Source organism: Thermomonas carbonis, from assembly GCF_014396975.1.
In the GTDB taxonomy this organism is placed as follows: Bacteria; Pseudomonadota; Gammaproteobacteria; order Xanthomonadales; family Xanthomonadaceae; genus Thermomonas; species Thermomonas carbonis.
Genome location: NZ_CP060719.1, coordinates 2,917,713 through 2,933,305, shown reverse-complemented (window position 1 = coordinate 2,933,305; position 15,593 = coordinate 2,917,713). Strand labels below are relative to the sequence as shown.

At 66.5% G+C, this 15,593-nt stretch carries 15 protein-coding genes and 1 riboswitch; of the genes, 11 read left to right on the top strand and 4 right to left on the bottom strand.

Annotated features, from left to right (window positions below; translation table 11 throughout):
* Nucleotides 1–60: 60 nt before the first annotated feature.
* The 4 genes from H9L16_RS13645 to H9L16_RS13630 all read left to right on the top strand — a co-directional run bounded on the left by H9L16_RS13645 (nt 61) and on the right by H9L16_RS13630 (nt 2,867).
* Complete coding sequence (locus tag H9L16_RS13645) at nt 61–330, top strand: hypothetical protein (protein ID WP_187552205.1); 270 nt, start codon at nt 61–63, stop codon at nt 328–330.
* A 50-nt stretch (nt 331–380) separates the two neighbouring features.
* Nucleotides 381–557, top strand: a riboswitch (yybP-ykoY riboswitch).
* 2 nt (nt 558–559) lie between these two features.
* The gene (locus tag H9L16_RS13640) at nt 560–1,138 is read left to right on the top strand and encodes a TMEM165/GDT1 family protein (protein WP_187552204.1); all 579 of its coding nucleotides are present in this window, start codon (nt 560–562) and stop codon (nt 1,136–1,138) included.
* A gap of 106 nt (nt 1,139–1,244) precedes the next feature.
* Nucleotides 1,245–1,778, top strand: a complete 534-nt coding sequence (locus H9L16_RS13635; RefSeq protein ID WP_187552203.1) for a hypothetical protein — start codon at nt 1,245–1,247, stop codon at nt 1,776–1,778.
* Nucleotides 1,779–1,820: 42 nt separating this feature from the next.
* Complete coding sequence (locus tag H9L16_RS13630) at nt 1,821–2,867, top strand: NAD(P)-dependent alcohol dehydrogenase (RefSeq protein WP_187552202.1); 1,047 nt, start codon at nt 1,821–1,823, stop codon at nt 2,865–2,867.
* Nucleotides 2,868–2,882: 15 nt separating this feature from the next.
* Here the strand turns inward: H9L16_RS13630 and H9L16_RS13625 are convergent, their stop codons facing one another.
* Nucleotides 2,883–3,548 (bottom strand): response regulator transcription factor, encoded by a 666-nt coding sequence (locus H9L16_RS13625; protein WP_187552201.1) that lies wholly within the window; start codon nt 3,546–3,548, stop codon nt 2,883–2,885.
* Nucleotides 3,549–3,572: 24 nt separating this feature from the next.
* On the bottom strand, nt 3,573–4,382 hold the full coding sequence (locus H9L16_RS13620) for a 3-hydroxybutyrate dehydrogenase (RefSeq protein WP_187552200.1): 810 nt from the start codon (nt 4,380–4,382) through the stop codon (nt 3,573–3,575).
* A gap of 125 nt (nt 4,383–4,507) precedes the next feature.
* Here H9L16_RS13620 and H9L16_RS13615 point away from each other — a divergent pair, with 125 nt between their 5' ends.
* The 5 genes from H9L16_RS13615 (at nt 4,508) to H9L16_RS13595 (ending at nt 9,664) form a co-directional block, all read left to right on the top strand.
* Nucleotides 4,508–6,289, top strand: a complete 1,782-nt coding sequence (locus H9L16_RS13615; protein ID WP_187552199.1) for a 3-hydroxybutyrate oligomer hydrolase family protein — start codon at nt 4,508–4,510, stop codon at nt 6,287–6,289.
* A gap of 64 nt (nt 6,290–6,353) precedes the next feature.
* A complete protein-coding gene (locus H9L16_RS13610; RefSeq protein ID WP_187552198.1) occupies nt 6,354–6,971 on the top strand; it encodes a CDP-alcohol phosphatidyltransferase family protein in 618 nt (205 codons plus the stop codon).
* 65 nt (nt 6,972–7,036) lie between these two features.
* Complete coding sequence (gene phaE / locus H9L16_RS13605; RefSeq protein ID WP_187552197.1) at nt 7,037–8,125, top strand: class III poly(R)-hydroxyalkanoic acid synthase subunit PhaE; 1,089 nt, start codon at nt 7,037–7,039, stop codon at nt 8,123–8,125.
* A gap of 1 nt (nt 8,126) precedes the next feature.
* Nucleotides 8,127–9,197 (top strand): class III poly(R)-hydroxyalkanoic acid synthase subunit PhaC, encoded by a 1,071-nt coding sequence (locus H9L16_RS13600; protein ID WP_187552196.1) that lies wholly within the window; start codon nt 8,127–8,129, stop codon nt 9,195–9,197.
* A 5-nt stretch (nt 9,198–9,202) separates the two neighbouring features.
* The gene (locus H9L16_RS13595) at nt 9,203–9,664 is read left to right on the top strand and encodes a hypothetical protein (RefSeq protein WP_425507273.1); all 462 of its coding nucleotides are present in this window, start codon (nt 9,203–9,205) and stop codon (nt 9,662–9,664) included.
* Nucleotides 9,665–9,891: 227 nt separating this feature from the next.
* Here H9L16_RS13595 and H9L16_RS13590 read toward each other — a convergent pair whose 3' ends face one another.
* The gene (locus tag H9L16_RS13590; RefSeq protein ID WP_187552195.1) at nt 9,892–10,332 is read right to left on the bottom strand and encodes a c-type cytochrome; all 441 of its coding nucleotides are present in this window, start codon (nt 10,330–10,332) and stop codon (nt 9,892–9,894) included.
* 8 nt (nt 10,333–10,340) lie between these two features.
* Nucleotides 10,341–10,748, bottom strand: coding sequence for a c-type cytochrome (locus tag H9L16_RS13585; protein WP_187554196.1), 408 nt, complete (start codon nt 10,746–10,748; stop codon nt 10,341–10,343).
* 216 nt (nt 10,749–10,964) lie between these two features.
* On the opposite strand from H9L16_RS13585, the gene H9L16_RS13580 reads away from it, so the two are divergent.
* Both H9L16_RS13580 and H9L16_RS13575 read left to right on the top strand, forming a co-directional pair.
* Nucleotides 10,965–12,110, top strand: coding sequence for an efflux RND transporter periplasmic adaptor subunit (locus H9L16_RS13580; RefSeq protein WP_187552194.1), 1,146 nt, complete (start codon nt 10,965–10,967; stop codon nt 12,108–12,110).
* Nucleotides 12,107–15,592, top strand: a complete 3,486-nt coding sequence (locus tag H9L16_RS13575) for an efflux RND transporter permease subunit (protein ID WP_187552193.1) — start codon at nt 12,107–12,109, stop codon at nt 15,590–15,592. Before H9L16_RS13580 ends, H9L16_RS13575 begins: the two co-directional genes overlap by 4 nt.
* Nucleotide 15,593: the final 1 nt, after the last annotated feature.

Below are 15,593 nucleotides of genomic sequence, written 5' to 3'. Positions count from 1 at the left end.
CCGGTCTTCATGTCGCGAATCGCCAATGGCGCATACTCGAACGCCTAGTGGAGTTTCTGCATGTCGCAACACCATATCGCGCTGTTCACCTTCACCTTGGGCAGTACCGAGAGCATCAGTCCCGACGCATTGCGCGCCATGTGGGTCAACGCCAGCGGTAGCGGCAATGTCAGCGTCGGCCGCAAGAACCCCGAGGGCACGTGGCGCGACAGGCCGATCTACACGCTGTATGCGTCGCAGAGCCTTGCGAACCTGCCTGAAGTCGAACATCGCCTGCGCCGCGCACTGGAAGGTGCGCACCTGCATGCAACGCTGACCGGTCTGCACTGACGGACGCGTCGCTGCTCCTTTGCTTGAAGCCGCGCAACTGCGTGGCTTAAACTGCGAGCGTCTTTGGGGAGTAGCCTCTCGCCGCCCCGGCGAGGCCCGCGTCAACATGCTTGGCCTCAATCGGCCATGGCGCGTGCGATCCCGCATCTGGCAAGACCATCGACCACGATCCCTCCTGAAGGCCGGGGGAGCGTCGTGGTCATGTGTCCATCCCGGCCAGGTCATTCCAATGTCCGCTTTCCTCACCGCAACCGGTGCCGTCGCCATCGCCGAGATCGGCGACAAGACGCAACTGCTGTCTTTCATCCTCGCCGCGCGTTTCCGCAAGCCGCTGCCGATCATCCTCGGCATACTGGTCGCAACGCTCGCCAACCATGCTTTGGCCGGAGCTGCGGGTGCCTGGGTCATGTCGATGGCGGGCCCCGGCGTGTTGCGCTGGATCCTGGGCGTGCTGTTCCTGGCGATGGCCGCCTGGACCCTGGTGCCCGACAAGTTCGATGAAGCCGACATGCCCAAGGCCACCCGCTTCGGCATCTTCGGCACCACGGTGATCGCGTTCTTCATCGCCGAAATGGGCGACAAGACCCAGATCGCCACCGCGGCGATGGCCGCGACCGAAGCCTCGCTGCTCGCCATCGTCGCCGGCAGCACGCTGGGGATGATGCTGGCGAACGTGCCAGCGGTCTTCATCGGCGACCGGTTGTTGCACAAGGTGCCGATGGGCATGGTGCGTTCCATTGCCGCGGCGTTGTTCGCGCTGTTCGGCGTGTTGATCCTGCTGGGCGCGGGCAGCAAGTTGGGCTTCTGACGCGAGGCGGACTTCTTGCCCGCTTCACGCAATGCTCGCCGGATCTTCGCCGTGCGGGCGGATGCTGGCGTCACATTCACGCGGGGACATGACGATGGCGGCGCAGATGCAGCAAGACAACGCAGGCAAGGGCAACCCGTGGCGATTGGCGGTGTGGGGCACGGCGGCAGGCCTGCTCCTGCTGCCGGCGATCGCCATGCAGCTGGGCGTCGAAGGCGTGCTCTGGACGGCATTCGACTTCATCGTGATGGGCGTCTTGCTGGGATCCTGCTGCCTCGCCTACGAAGTGGCGGTGCGGATGTCGGGCAGCAGCGCGTATCGGCTGGGTTTCGCGATCGCCATCGTGCTCGGCTTCCTGCTGGTCTGGATCAACCTGGCGGTCGGCATCATCGGCGATGAGGACAACATGGCCAACGCGGTGTTCGCCGGCGTGCTGCTGGTGGGTGCGACCGGTGCCTTGCTCGGGCAGTTGCGGGCCGCTGGCATGGCGCGCGCGATGGTGGCCACGGGCATCGCCCAGTTGCTCGCAGGCGGGTATGCGCTTGCGCTTGGCTCGATGGAAGGCGGCATGCTCAGCGGAGCCTTCGCAGCACTGTGGTTCACGTCGGCTGCGCTCTTCCACAAGGCCGCGCGGCGATAATCGATGGCGCATACTTCGGGGACACTTTCCCGGAGTTCCGTCATGACCACCAAAGCCTACGGCGCACATGCCGCGGACAAGCCCGTCGAAGCGCTGGCCATCGAGCGCCGCGCGCCCGGCGCGACCGACGTGCAGGTCGACATCGCCTATTGCGGCGTCTGCCACTCGGATCTCCACACGGTGCGTTCGGAATGGCCGGGCACCCTTTATCCCTGCGTGCCGGGACACGAGATTGTCGGCCACGTCAGTGCGGTCGGCAGCGATGTCGGCGGCTTCAAGGTCGGCGACACGGTCGGCGTCGGCTGCCTGGTGAGCAGCTGCCAGCAGTGCCCGGCTTGCAACGACGGCTTGGAGCAGTACTGCGAGAAGGGCATGGTCCTCACCTACAACGGGCCGACGCCGGATGCACCCGGCCACACGCTGGGCGGCTATTCGCAGCGGATCGTGGTCGACGAAAAGTTCGTCCTGCACATCCGCCACCCCGCCGACCAACTCGCTGCGGTTGCGCCGCTGCTGTGCGCCGGCATCACCACCTATTCGCCGCTGCGTCACTGGAACACCGGCCCGGGCAAGAAGGTCGGCATCGTCGGCATCGGCGGGCTTGGCCACATGGGCCTGAAGATCGCGCATGCGATGGGCGCGCACGTGGTTGCGTTCACCACCAGCGAAGGCAAGCGACAGGAAGCGCTGGATCTCGGTGCCGACGAAGTGGTGATCTCGAAAGATGCGGCGCAGATGAACGCGCACGCCGGGAGCTTCGACTTCATCCTCAACACGGTGGCTGCGCCGCACGTGCTCGATGCCTTCATCGCACTGCTCAAGCGCGACGGCACCCTGTGCCTGGTCGGCGCGCCGGCTTCGCCGCACCCCAGCCCGAACGTGATGGGGCTGATCTTCGGCCGCAAGTCGCTCGCCGGTTCGCTGATCGGCGGCATCGCAGAGACCCAGGAGATGCTGGATTTCTGTGCCGAGCACGCCATCGTGGCGGAGATCGAGATGATCGCCGCGGACGACATCGAGGCGAGCTACGAGCGCATGCTCAAGAGCGACGTGAAGTACCGCTTCGTGATCGACGCCGCGACGATGTGATGCCGCTGCGGCGCGTCAGCTTTCCAGCTGGCGCGCCGGATCCGACAGTTCCAGTTCGCGCAGCACCACACCGGCCTGGGTGCGGTTGCGCACACCGAGGCGTTCGAAGATCGCGGTCAGGTGCGCTTTCACCGTGCGTTCCTGCACGTCCAGGCGGTCGGCGATCTGCTTGTTGAGCAGGCCTTCGGCGACCAGCGTGAGCACCCGGAACTGCTGCGGCGACAGGCTCGCCAGGCGCGCGGCCAGGTCGGCATCTTGCGGCGACGACGCGGCGCGCGACACGCTGGCGCGCAGCATCGCCGGCAGCCAGGTCTCGCAGGCCAGCACCGTGCGGATCGCATCGCGCAGTTCATCGAGACCGGCACTCTTCGGCAGGTAACCGGCGGCGCCGTGGTCGAGCGCACGCCGCACCACCCGCGGATCGTCGTTGGCGGAGACCACGATCACGGCGACGCCCGGATGCTGCGCGCGCACCGCGGCAAGCCCGGCCAAGCCGTGGTTGCCGGGCATGTGCAGGTCCAGCAGGACCAGGTCGACTTGCGGCTGCGCATCCAGCGTGCCCAGCACGCCGTCGAGGTCGCCGGCTTCCAGCAATTCCACGTCGCCCAATGCATCGCGCGCGGCCTGCCGCAACGCAGCGCGGAACAGCGGATGGTCGTCGGCGACGAGGATCAGGGGCATGGCGGCGAGGGCATGGCGGTTTGCTTACTGCGCGGTCCAGCCGCCGTCCACCGGCATCGCCGCGCCGGTGATGTTGTGTGCTTCGCGGCGGCACAGGAAGACGGCCAGTGCGCCGATCTCGGCGGGCAGGGTCATGCGCAGGCTGGGCTGTTTCTCGGAGAGCAGGGCACGCACGCCATCGTCGCGCGTGCCACCGCCGATGCGTGATTCGATCTGCGGCTCGATCAACGGGGTTTCCACCCAGCCCGGGCAGATGCAATTGACGGTGATGCCGCCGGAATCGCGCGAACCCTGCGCGGCGTATTCCAGCGCGGCGACCTTGCTCAGTCCGACGATGCCGAACTTGCTGGCCACGTACGGCGCCTTGTCCTTCGAGGCCACCAGTCCGTGCACCGAGGCGACATTGATCACCCGGCCGTAGCCGCGTTCGGCCATCGCCGGCATCGCTGCGCGCATCGTGTGGAAAGCCGACGACAGGTTGATCGCGATGATGTCGTTCCACTTCGCAACCGGCATCTGGTGCAGCGGCACCGCGTGCTGGATGCCGGCGTTGTTGACCAGGATGTCGATCCCGCCGCCGGACCATGTGGCCAGTTCGGTCATCATCGTTTCGATGGCGTCGGGATGGCGCAGGTCTGCACCGAAATGTTTCGTGCCCCCGATGCCGGCGGCATCGACATCGGCAATCGCGGATTCAATCTGCTCGGCGCTGCCAAGGCCATTGATCGCGACCTTCGCGCCGGCCGTGGCGAGGGCCTGGGCGATGGCCAAGCCGATGCCGGAGGTGCTGCCGGTCACCAGTGCGTTGCGGCCTTCGAGGAAGCGATCGGTCATGGCATGTCGTCCTTGCTGCATTGCGTCAGCTGCATACGCTAACAGGCTGTGCCGGGTGGCGGGACGTGGCGACCGTGGTACGAAGGTACGATGCGGCGGCGGCGCGCAATCGCTAAGGTCGCGGCATGAACAGATTCCAGTCCTGTGCCTGCATCGCCACGATCCTCCTGCTCGGTGCCTGCGCCAGCACCACGTCGACATCTGGAAGCCGCATGTTCAGCCAGCCACGCAACAGCGACCACCGCGGTCAGGACGACCTGCTCACCGCGGGGCTGGGCCTGGCCGGTTTGCGCGCGATGATGCCGCCGGCCTTTGTCGATGCCGCGCATCCGGCCCCAGAGGAACTGCGCCGTCGCGCGCTGTGGGCGAACTGGCGCGGCATCGCCGACATCGCGCTCGGCGGCGGCTATGGTGAGTTGTACGGCAGCGTGGCCAGCGTGCCCGGCCGCGAGTTCAGCGCGTTCGCGACGTTGCCAGGCGCGAGCCAAACGCATCGCGTGTTGCTGCAGTTGCCGGACGATTTCGACACGGCGAAGCGCTGCGTGGTGGTCGCGGCCTCGTCCGGTTCGCGGGGGATCTATGGCGCGATCGCGGTGGCCGGTGCATGGGGGCTGCCGCGTGGCTGCGCGGTGGTCTATACCGACAAGAGCGCGGGGACGGATTACTTCGATGCCGATGCCGGGCAGGGCATCGACGCCGCCGGACAGGTCGCGGGCGCGGATGCTGCATTGGCGTTCAAGCCTTTGGCGGCTGCCAGCGGCATCGCCTACAAGCACGCGCATTCGCAGGACAACCCGGAGGCCGACTGGGGCCGTCATGTGAAGCAGGCAGCCGAATTCGCGCTGGCCACGCTCAACGAACAACTGCCGGGGCAGGCGCGCTTCACCTTCGCCAACACGCGGGTGATCGCGGTCGGTATTTCCAATGGTGGCGGCGCGGTATTGCGTGCGGCGGAACTGGAAGGCGATTGGCTGGATGCCGTCGTCGCCGGCGAACCGAACGTGCTGGTCGAAGGCCACGGTGCGCGCAACCTCTACGACTACACCACCGAGGCCGCGTTGCTGATGCCCTGCGCCTTGCCTGCGCTGGGACTTCCCGCAGCACCGGGTGCGGACACAAAGTGCGCTGCGCTGGCGGCGCAAGGTCTGTTGTCCGGTTCAGACTTGAAGGCACAGCAGCAGGACGCCCTGGCGAAGCTGCATGCGAGCGGCTGGACCAATGCGGCCTTGCGCGCGGGTTCGATCAGCGTCGGTTTCGATCTGTGGCGTGCAATCGGGGTGGGCTATGCATCTGCCTATGGCCGTTATGTTGCCGATGCACATCCCTGCGGCTATCGCTATTCGGCGCTGGGGGCCGACCTGTCACCGCGCACCGCCACCGATGTCGAACGAGCGTCATGGTGGGCCGATGCCAGTGGTATCCCGCCCGGTGCGGGCGTCGGCATCGTCGATCCCGACCCGGCCATCGATCTCGGTTTGAAAGGATTGCAATGCCTGCGCGGCCTGTGGATCGGCGACAGCGCCGATGCGCTTCGCGTGCGCAAGGGCATTGCCGAAACACGCGCCGGGTTGCCTCGCGCCGGGTTGCCGGTGATCGTGCTGCACGGCACCGACGATGGCCTGGTGCCGCAGGCGTTCTCCAGCGCACCGTATGTGGCGATGGCGCAGGCCGCAGGCCGCGACGTGCGCTACTGGCAGGTACGCAACGCGCAGCACTTCGATGCGTTCCTCGCGTTCCCGCAGTACGAGGCGGTCTACCTGCCGTTGTTGCCGTATGTGTATGAGGCGCTGGATCGCGTCGATGCGCATCTCGACGGCAAGGGCGCGTTGCCGGTCGATGCGGTGATCGCCACCGTGCCGCGTGCGGGCAAGCCGCTCTCGAGCGAGAACTTGGCGCTTCCTCGCTGAGCCGTGCTTGCAGGCTTCACGCCGGCTTTGGCAGGCTGGTCGCATCCACGCGCGGGAGCGGCCGATGAAACAGCGTCATTTTTCGATGTTGCGGGATTTCCATCTCGCCGACTGGTTCACCTTGGCCAATGCCTTCTGCGGCACCGGTGCAGTGTTCTCGGCGATGCGCTTCCTGCAGGACGGCAACGTCCGATATCTGCTGATCGGCATGGCGCTGATCCCGCTGGCCTTCGTGTTCGATGCGCTGGACGGGCGCATTGCGCGCTGGCGCAAGGTGTCTTCCACCCTCGGGCGTGAACTGGATTCCTTGGCCGACGTCATCAGCTTCGGAGTGGCACCGGCCGCTTTGGCCTACGCCTGCGGATTGCAGGGCGGCTGGGATTGGATCGTGCTGAGCTATTTCGTCGGCTGTGGGGTGAGCCGACTGGCGCGCTACAACGTCACCGCGGAGACGCTCGCCGACGGCGGCGACAAGGTGACGTATTTCGAGGGCACGCCGATCCCGACCAGCGTGGCCATCGTCGGCCTGCTGGCGTGGCTGGCGTGGAGCGATCGCATCGGTGCCGCGCTGCCGTTCGGCATGCTGCAGCTCGGTCCGTGGCAGTTGCATCCGCTGGTGCTGGTATTCGCGCTGTCGGGTTCGCTGATGATCAGCAAGACCATCCGCATTCCCAAGCCTTGAGTCGCGCGATGGCGATGTCAGCGGTGCGTTGCTAGCATGCAGGCAACCGCCACGGATGAGTTGACATGGCACACGACAGCAATGATTTCGAAGCGCTAGCGCGCCGATACTGGGACATGTGGGGCGACGCTGCGCGCACGGCAACGCCGAACACGGGCGGCTTCGGCGCGATGGGTTCGATGGGCGGCCTGCAAGGGTTCCGCGATGCGATGGATGGCTGGACGCGCAGCGTCGGTGGTGGCGGCAGCAGCGGCGTGAATGACGTGCTGGGCCATTTCAATCGCCAGAGCCAGCATTGGTACGGACAGATGCAGCAGGTCGCGGCGCAGTTCGCCGGCCAGAACCACAGCGCGCGCGATGTCGCCGAGGCCTGGCGCAAGCTGATCGGCGGCAATGGCAGCGAACTGTTCCAGACCCTGTTCGACGGCATGCAGGGTCCCGGCATGCAACAGCTGCAGCAGTGGAGCGACACCGCGGCACCGTGGTTGCAGTCGATGCACAAGGAAGCCGCGACCACCCTCGGCATGCCCACGTTCGGTTTCGCCCGTGAGCATCAGGAACGCCTGCAGGGCGTGGCGCGCGCGCAACTCGACTGGCAGCAGGCGCTCGGCGCCTACCACGCCTTGTTGGGCAAGGTCTCGCAGGATGCGTTCGCGCGCTTCGAATCGAAACTGATCGATCGCGAGGAACCGGGCCGGCAGATCGGCAGCGTGCGTGCGCTGTTCGACCTGTGGGTGGATGCGGCGGAAGAGGCATATGCCGAGACCGCGCTGTCGGTCGAGTACCGGCATGCCTACGGCACGCTGGTCAACACGCAGATGCGCCTGCGCAGCGCCATGCAGTCGATCATCGAACAGAACGCCAGCATGGCCGGCCTGCCGGGTCGCGCGGAACTGGACAGCGCGCATCGCAAGATCGCCGAACTCGAACGCCTCGTTCGGCGCATCCAGCGCAAGGCCGAAGCGGACGATGACGCTCCATCGCCACCACCGGTGCGCAAGGCTGCGGCGAAGCCGGTTGCAAAGCCGAAACCCGCCTTGAGGAAAGCCGCCAAGCCAGTCGCGAAGAAAACCGCGAAGCCGGCGGCAAAGAAGGCGGCAAGTCCGGTGAAGCCCGCTCGCAAGTCTGCACCCGCCAATCGCAGGAAGCGCTGACATGACCGGTCCCTTGAACATCACTGCGGAATCGCTGGCGCAGGAAGCCGATCAATTCCAGCGCAAGCTGGGAGCAGGCTTGGGCACATTGCGCGAGATGGGCGATGTGCATTTCGGCGCCACCGCGCGCGAGGAAGTCTGGCGCGACGGCAAGGTGGTGCTGTATCGCTATCGCGGCGAACGCGCGCCCAGCGCGAAGATTCCGATGCTGGTCTGCTACGCGCTGGTGAACCGGCCGTACATGGTCGACCTGCAGGCCGACCGTTCGTTGGTGAAGGGCCTGCTGGAGCGCGGTGAGGACGTCTACATCATCGACTGGGGTTACCCGGATCGCAGCGACAAGTACCTGACGATGGAGGACTACATCGAGCGCTTCCTCGGCGGTGCCGTCGACTACGTGCGCAAGGCGCATGGGTTGCCATCGGTCAACCTGCTCGGCATCTGCCAGGGCGGCGTGTTCTCGCTGTGCTATTCGGCGCTGAACCCGCGCAAGGTCAGGAACCTGATCACGATGGTCACGCCGGTGGATTTCCACACCGCGGACAACATGCTGTCGAACTGGAACCGCGAAATCGACGTCGACCTGCTGGTCGACACGCTGGGCAATATCCCGGCGGACATGATGAATCTGACCTACCTGATGCTCAAGCCGTGGCGGCTGTTCGCGCAGAAGTACGTGGGCATGGTCGACATCCTCGACGACAGGAAAGCGATGGAGGATTTCCTGCGCATGGAGAAGTGGATCTTCGATTCGCCTGACCAGGCCGGCGAAGCCTTCCGCGAATTCAACACCCAGTTTTTCCAGGGCAATCGCTTCGTCAAGGGCGGTGCCGAAGTCGGCGGCCGCGAAGTGCATTTGGGTCTGGTGGAAATGCCGATCCTCAACATCTTCGCCGAGCAGGACCACCTCGTGCCGCCGGATGCCTCGCGCGCCCTCAAGGACCTGGCCGGGACGCGCGACTACACCGAACTCTCGTTCAAGGGCGGCCATATCGGCATCTACGTCTCCGGCCGCGCGCAGAAGGAAGTGCCGCAGACCATCCACGAGTGGTTGGCCAAGCGCTCGCGTTGAACCACGTGGACGCACCGCCGCGCTGGCTGCTGCGTTGCCTGCAGGTACTGGGGGCGGTGTGGACATCGCCTAACACGTTGCTCGGCCTGGTTGCCGGCAGTGCGGCGCTCGCCGGCGGTGCGCACTGGCATTGGCGTGGCCAGGATCTGGCGCTGGTGTTCCATCGCGTGCCCTGGGGCAAGGGCGGCGCGTTGACCTTGGGCAACGTGATCCTGCATACCGGCGACACCCTGGATTCACCGTGCCTGACCTATGCGCATCACGCCGGTTTGGGCGATGAAGCACCGATCCGCATCGGCGATCACGAACGTGCGCATGTGTACCAGTACATGGTGCTGGGGCCGCTGTTCCTGCCGTTGTATCTGGTGTTCGGCGGGGTGAGCGTGCGCAACCGTTTCGAGCGCGCGGCCGACCGCTATGCGCAGTGCGGGCGCGGTTGGTGGCCGTTCCGACGAACGGCTCCCTGAACGGGGATTGCTTAGCCGATTACTAACATTCGCAGGCGTAGCCTGCGGTCGTCGAAGAAAAACTTCGGATTGCGCAAGGCTCCCCGGAGAATCGCTTCGGCATCCCGGACCCGGTCCCCTCCAGGCGCGAAGCCCGCGAGACCGGGTCTTTCTGTTCGTGGCCACTGCATCGCGCAAACGAAAGGGGCCTTGCGGCCCCTTCGATTCGACGCGTTGCCGGTGACGGCTTATTCGGCGTTGTGCAGGTCGCGCAATTGGCCGGTGACGCTGCCGTAGTAAGCCGCGAGGTCGGCGATCTGCTGGTCGGTCAGTTCCTTGGCCTGGCTGGCCATCAGGTCGGTGGTCGTGCTGCCGCCGCGGTCGCCCGAGCGGTACGCCATCAGCGAGTGCTCGATGTAATCCGCGTACTGGCCGCCGAGCTTCGGGTATGTCGCATCGATCGGGTTGTTGCCATCGGCACCGTGGCAGTCCACGCAGGCCTGGCCGGACGCAGCACCCTTCTTCGAGGCCAGCGCCTTGCCGGCATCGATGTTGCCGGCCGGGATGCCCGCGGACGAGGAGGAGTGCGCCTCGGCGGCGTGCTCGCCTTCGGCGGGTGCCTCCGATCCACAGGCGGACAGAGCCAGAGCACAGGCAATGGCGAGCAGAGTCATGGAAGTCTTGGTCATGGCGCGGGTCACTTGATGCTGGACAGGTAGGCGGCGATGTCGGCGATGTCCTGCTCGGAGAAGCTCTCCGCCTGCGCCTGCATGGTCGGGTGCTTGCGCTTGGCACCGCGGTATTCCAGCAGCGCGTTGCGCAGATAGACCTCGGACTGGCCACCCAGCTTCGGCACGTGGTAGCTCGGGTACGCGTTCTTGTAACCCTCCACGCCATGGCAGCCGCGGCACGTATAGGTCAGGCCCTTGCCGCGGGTGGCGTCGCCGCTCAAGGCGGTTGGAGCAGCGGCCGGAGCGGCGATTGGCACCGTTGCGGCAGGTGTGGCGGCGGGATCGCTGGCGGGCGGGGCGGCGGCGTTCTGCGCGGTGACGGCAGAGGCGACGAGCACCAAGGCAAGGCTGGCGGCGATCGACAACGGTCGCATCATGTGGCGGTTCCGGATTCGTTGAGCGGGTTGGATGCCGTGCGAGCGGCATGCATCGCGCAAGTATAACGATTGAATCCAAGGCTTGATAATGGCTGTACACGCGTGTGGACCACGCTGCACACGACGATGCTCGACCATGACCTTCGGCGGATGTCGGCGCACCCGTGGCAGGTGAGATACTTGACTACAACACCAGACTGGTTGCCTCCCCACATGCACGACATCGCCCCGGCCCCCGCCTCCCGCCACGGCCGCTCACTTCCGATCGCCCGTCTCGCCACCTTGGCGCTGGTCCTTGCCCTGGCGGCCTGCAAGGGCGAAGGTGGCCCCGGCAAGGACGGCAACGGCGAGGCCGATGCCAACAAGCCACCGGAAGCAGTGCCGGTCGAAGTCGCCCGCGCGGCGCGGCGGCCGATCGCCGCCAGCTACAACGGCACCGCGGCGCTGGAAGCGCGTGGCGAGGCCCAGGTGGTCGCCAAGACCTCGGGCATTGCCCTTCAGGTGCTGGTCGATGTCGGCCAGCAGGTCCGCGCTGGCCAGGTGCTGGTGCGCATCGACCGCGACCGCGCCACCTTGCAGGTCGCGCAGGCGGATGCGCAGGTGCGCAAGCTGGAAGCGAACTATCGCCGCGCCATGCAGCTGGCCGAGCAGAAGATGGTCAGCGCCAACGATGTCGACCAGTTGCGCTTCGACCTGGAGAACGCGCGCGCCAGCCTGCGCCTGGCCAAACTGGAACTGGGCTACGGCACGGTGACCGCGCCGATTTCCGGGGTGATCGCCACCCGCGAGATCAAGCCGGGCAACTTCGTGCAGATCAACACGCCGATCTTCAGCATCGTCGACACCTCGCGGCTGGAAGCCACCCTCAACGTGCCGGAGCGCGAGTTCGAAACCCTGAAGGCCGGCCAGGCCGTGCAGCTGAGCGCGGATGCGCTGCCCGGCAAGACCTTCGAGGGCCGCATCGACCGGGTCTCGCCGGTGGTCGATTCCGGCAGCGGCACGTTCCGGGTCATCTCCACCTTCGACGGCGGTGGCATGCTGCAACCCGGCATGTTCGGCCGTGTGCGCATCAGCTATGACCAGCGCGCCAATGCGCTGGTGATCCCGCGCAATGCATTGCTCGAGGACGGCAATGAACCCACGGTCTACACCATCATGGATGACAAGGCGGTGCGCAGCGTGCTCAAGCTGGGCTACAGCGAGGGCCAGTGGGTCGAAGTGCGCCAGGGCCTGAAGGAAGGCGACGCGGTGGTCGTGGCCGGCAAGTCGGCGCTGCGCGAAGGCAGTGCGGTGAAGGTTCTGGACGCGGCTGCGCCCGCGGCGAAGTCCGACGCAACTGCGGGGCAGGCCGCGAAATGAGTTCGAACAACGGCCACCACGACGCGCCCGATCCGCTGGCCGCGCCCGCCGGGTTCAGCCTGGTCGAGTTCTCCACCCGCCGCCGCGTCACCGTGGCGATGATGACCCTGACCCTGGTGCTGTTCGGCCTGATCGGACTCAGCAGCCTGAAGGTCAACCTGCTGCCCGACCTGAGCTATCCCACGCTGACCGTGCGCACCGATTACACAGGCGCTGCGCCAGCCGAGATCGAGACCCTGATCTCGCAACCCGCAGAAGAAGCGCTTGGCGTGGTAAAGGGCCTGCGCAAGCTGAAGTCGATATCGCGCACCGGGCAAAGCGACGTGGTGCTGGAGTTCACCTGGGGCACCGACATGGACCAGGCCAGCCTGGACGTGCGCGACAAGATGGAGTCGCTGCAGTTCCCGCTGGATGCCGAGCCGCCGGTGTTGCTGCGCTTCAATCCCTCGACCCAGCCGATCATCCGCCTGGCGTTGTCGCCGAAGAAGGCAGGCACAGGCGTCGAGGAAATCCGCCAGTTGATGGAGTTGCGCCGGTTTGCCGACGACGACCTCAAGCGCAAGCTGGAGACGGTGGACGGCGTGGCCGCGGTCAAGGTCGGCGGCGGCCTGGAGGACGAAGTGCAGGTCGACGTGGACCAGCGTCGGCTGGCCCAGTTCGGGCTGTCGCTGGACCAGGTGATCAGCCGTCTGCAGCAGGAGAACGTGAACGTCTCCGGCGGTCGGCTGGAGGAGGGCTCGCAGCGCTATCTGGTGCGCACGGTCAACCAGTTCGCCAGCGTGGACGAGATCGGCAACATGTTGCTGACCACGCGCACCGCCGGTGCCGACAACAGCGCGACCCAGCAGGCGATGCGGGTCGCAGCGGCCAGCGGCAATGCCAGCGTCATGGCGGCGCTCTCGCAGGGCGGTGGCAGCGCCGCGGGCGGTACCCAGGCGCTGCGGCTGCGCGACGTGGCCGACGTGCGCCAGGGCTACAAGGAACGCGAGGCGATCATCCGCCTCGACGGTCGCGAGGCGGTCGAACTGGCGATCTACAAGGAAGGCGACGCCAACACCGTCTCCACTGCCGATGCGCTGGAAGCGAAACTCACCCAGATCCGCGAGCAGCTGCCGGCCGACATCGAGCTGACCGTGATCGAGGACCAGTCGACCTTCATCCGCAACGCGATCAGCGACGTCAAGTTCGACGCCGTGATCGGCGGCCTGCTGTCGATCCTGATCATCTTCCTGTTCCTGCGCGACGCGTGGAGCACGTTCGTGATCAGCCTGTCGCTGCCGGTCTCGATCATCGCCACCTTCTTCTTCATGGATCAGTTGGGCTTGAGCCTCAACGTGATGTCGCTGGGCGGACTGGCGTTGGCCACCGGCCTGGTGGTGGACGATTCGATCGTGGTGCTCGAAAGCATCGCCAAGGCGCGCGAACGCGGGTTGGGGATCCTAGAAGCGGCCATCGCCGGCACCCGCGAGGTGAGTATGGCGGTGATCGCGTCCACCCTGACCACGATCGCGGTGTTCCTGCCGCTGGTGTTCGTGCAGGGCATCGCCGGCCAGTTGTTCCGCGACCAGGCGCTGACCGTGGCGATCGCCATCGCGGTGTCGCTGGTGGTGGCGATGACCCTGATCCCGATGCTGAGCGCATTGAAGGGCCGCCCGCCGATGGGCTTCCCGGAAGAAGCCGCGCAGGCGAAGTGGCAGCCGACGAAGACCTGGCAGAAGCCGGCGTCGTATGCCGGCAAGGGCATCGGCGGCGTGTTCCGCTGGACGTTCTTCGGCATTGCCTGGCTGGTGGTGCGGGTGTGGCGCGGCATCGCTGCGGTGGTCGGGCCGGTGATGCGCAAGGCCAGCGACATCGCGATGGCGCCGTATGCGCGCGCCGAACGTGGTTACCTGAAGATGCTGCCCTCGGCGCTGGCGCGTCCGGTGCCGATCCTGGCCGTGGCCGGTATCGCGTTCGCATTGACCTTGGCGGCCATCCCGATGTTGGGCACCGACCTGATCCCGCAACTCGCGCAGGATCGTTTCGAGATGACCGCGAAGCTGCCGCCCGGCACGCCGCTGGCGCAGACCGACGCACTGGTCCGCAAGATCCAGGCCGAGCACGCGAAGGACGATGGCGTGCGCGTGCTCTACGGCGTGTCCGGCACCGGCACCCGGCTGGACGCCAGCCCGACCGAGAGCGGCGAGAACATCGGCAAGCTCAGCGTGGTGATGGAAACCAACGATGCCGAGGGGCCGCTGACCGAGGCGCTGCGCAAGAGCATGCAATCGCAGCCGTCGGCGCAGGTGGATTTCAGTCGCCCCGAACTGTTCAGCCTGTCGCCGCCGCTGGAAATCGAGGTCGAGGGCCAGGACCTGGACGGGATCCGCGAAGCAGGCGGCAAGCTGGCCGCGATGCTGCGCGCCAACCCGCACTACGCCGACGTGAAATCGACGGTGGAGCAGGGCTTCCCCGAGATCCAGATCCTGTTCGACCAGGACCGCGCGGCCGCACTGGGCCTGACCACGCGCCAGATCGCCGACGCGGTGGTCAAGAAGGTGCGTGGCGAAGTGGCCACCCGCTACAGCTTCCGCGACCGCAAGATCGACGTGCTGGTGCGTGCGCAGGAAAGCGATCGTGCGTCGGTGGAGGATATCCGCCGATTGATCGTCAATCCGGGCAGTGGCGCGCCGGTGGAGCTGGCGTCGGTGGCCGAGGTCGTGGCCACCACCGGTCCCAGCGAGATCCATCGTGCCGACCAGCGCCGCGTGGCGATCATTTCTGCCAACCTGCGCGACGTCGACCTGGGCACCGCGATCCGCGAGGTCGAAGCGATGGTCGCGAAAACGCCGCTGGGCACCGATATCGCCATGCGCATCGGTGGGCAGGGCCAGGAGTTGGACGAGTCGATCCGCTCGCTGCTGTTCGCGTTCGCCCTGGCGATCTTCCTGGTCTACCTGGTGATGGCCTCGCAGTTCGAATCGCTGCTGCACCCGTTCGTCATCCTGTTCACCATCCCGCTGGCGCTGGTCGGTGCGGTGGCCGCCTTGCTGGTGACGCGATCGCCGGCCTCGGTGGTGGTGTTCATCGGGGTGATCCTGCTGGTCGGACTGGTGGTGAAGAACGCGATCATCCTGATCGACAAGGTCAACCAGTTGCGCGAGGAAGGCGTGGCCAAGCGCACCGCACTGGTCGAGGGCGCGCGTTCGCGCCTGCGGCCGATCATGATGACCACGCTGTGCGCGGTATTCGGCTTCCTGCCTCTGGCGCTGGCCTTCGGCGAAGGTGCCGAAGTGCGCTCGCCGATGGCGATCACGGTGATCGGCGGCCTGCTGGTGTCGACCCTGCTGACCCTGCTGGTGATCCCGGTGGTGTACGACCTGCTGGACCGCAAGCCGGACGAGTTCTACGCCGAACGCGGTCGCCGCGCGCGCAAGGATGCCGAAGCGGTGGCGCAGGTGCTGTCGCACGAGCACGACAACCTCGACGGCACCAAGGCCTGAG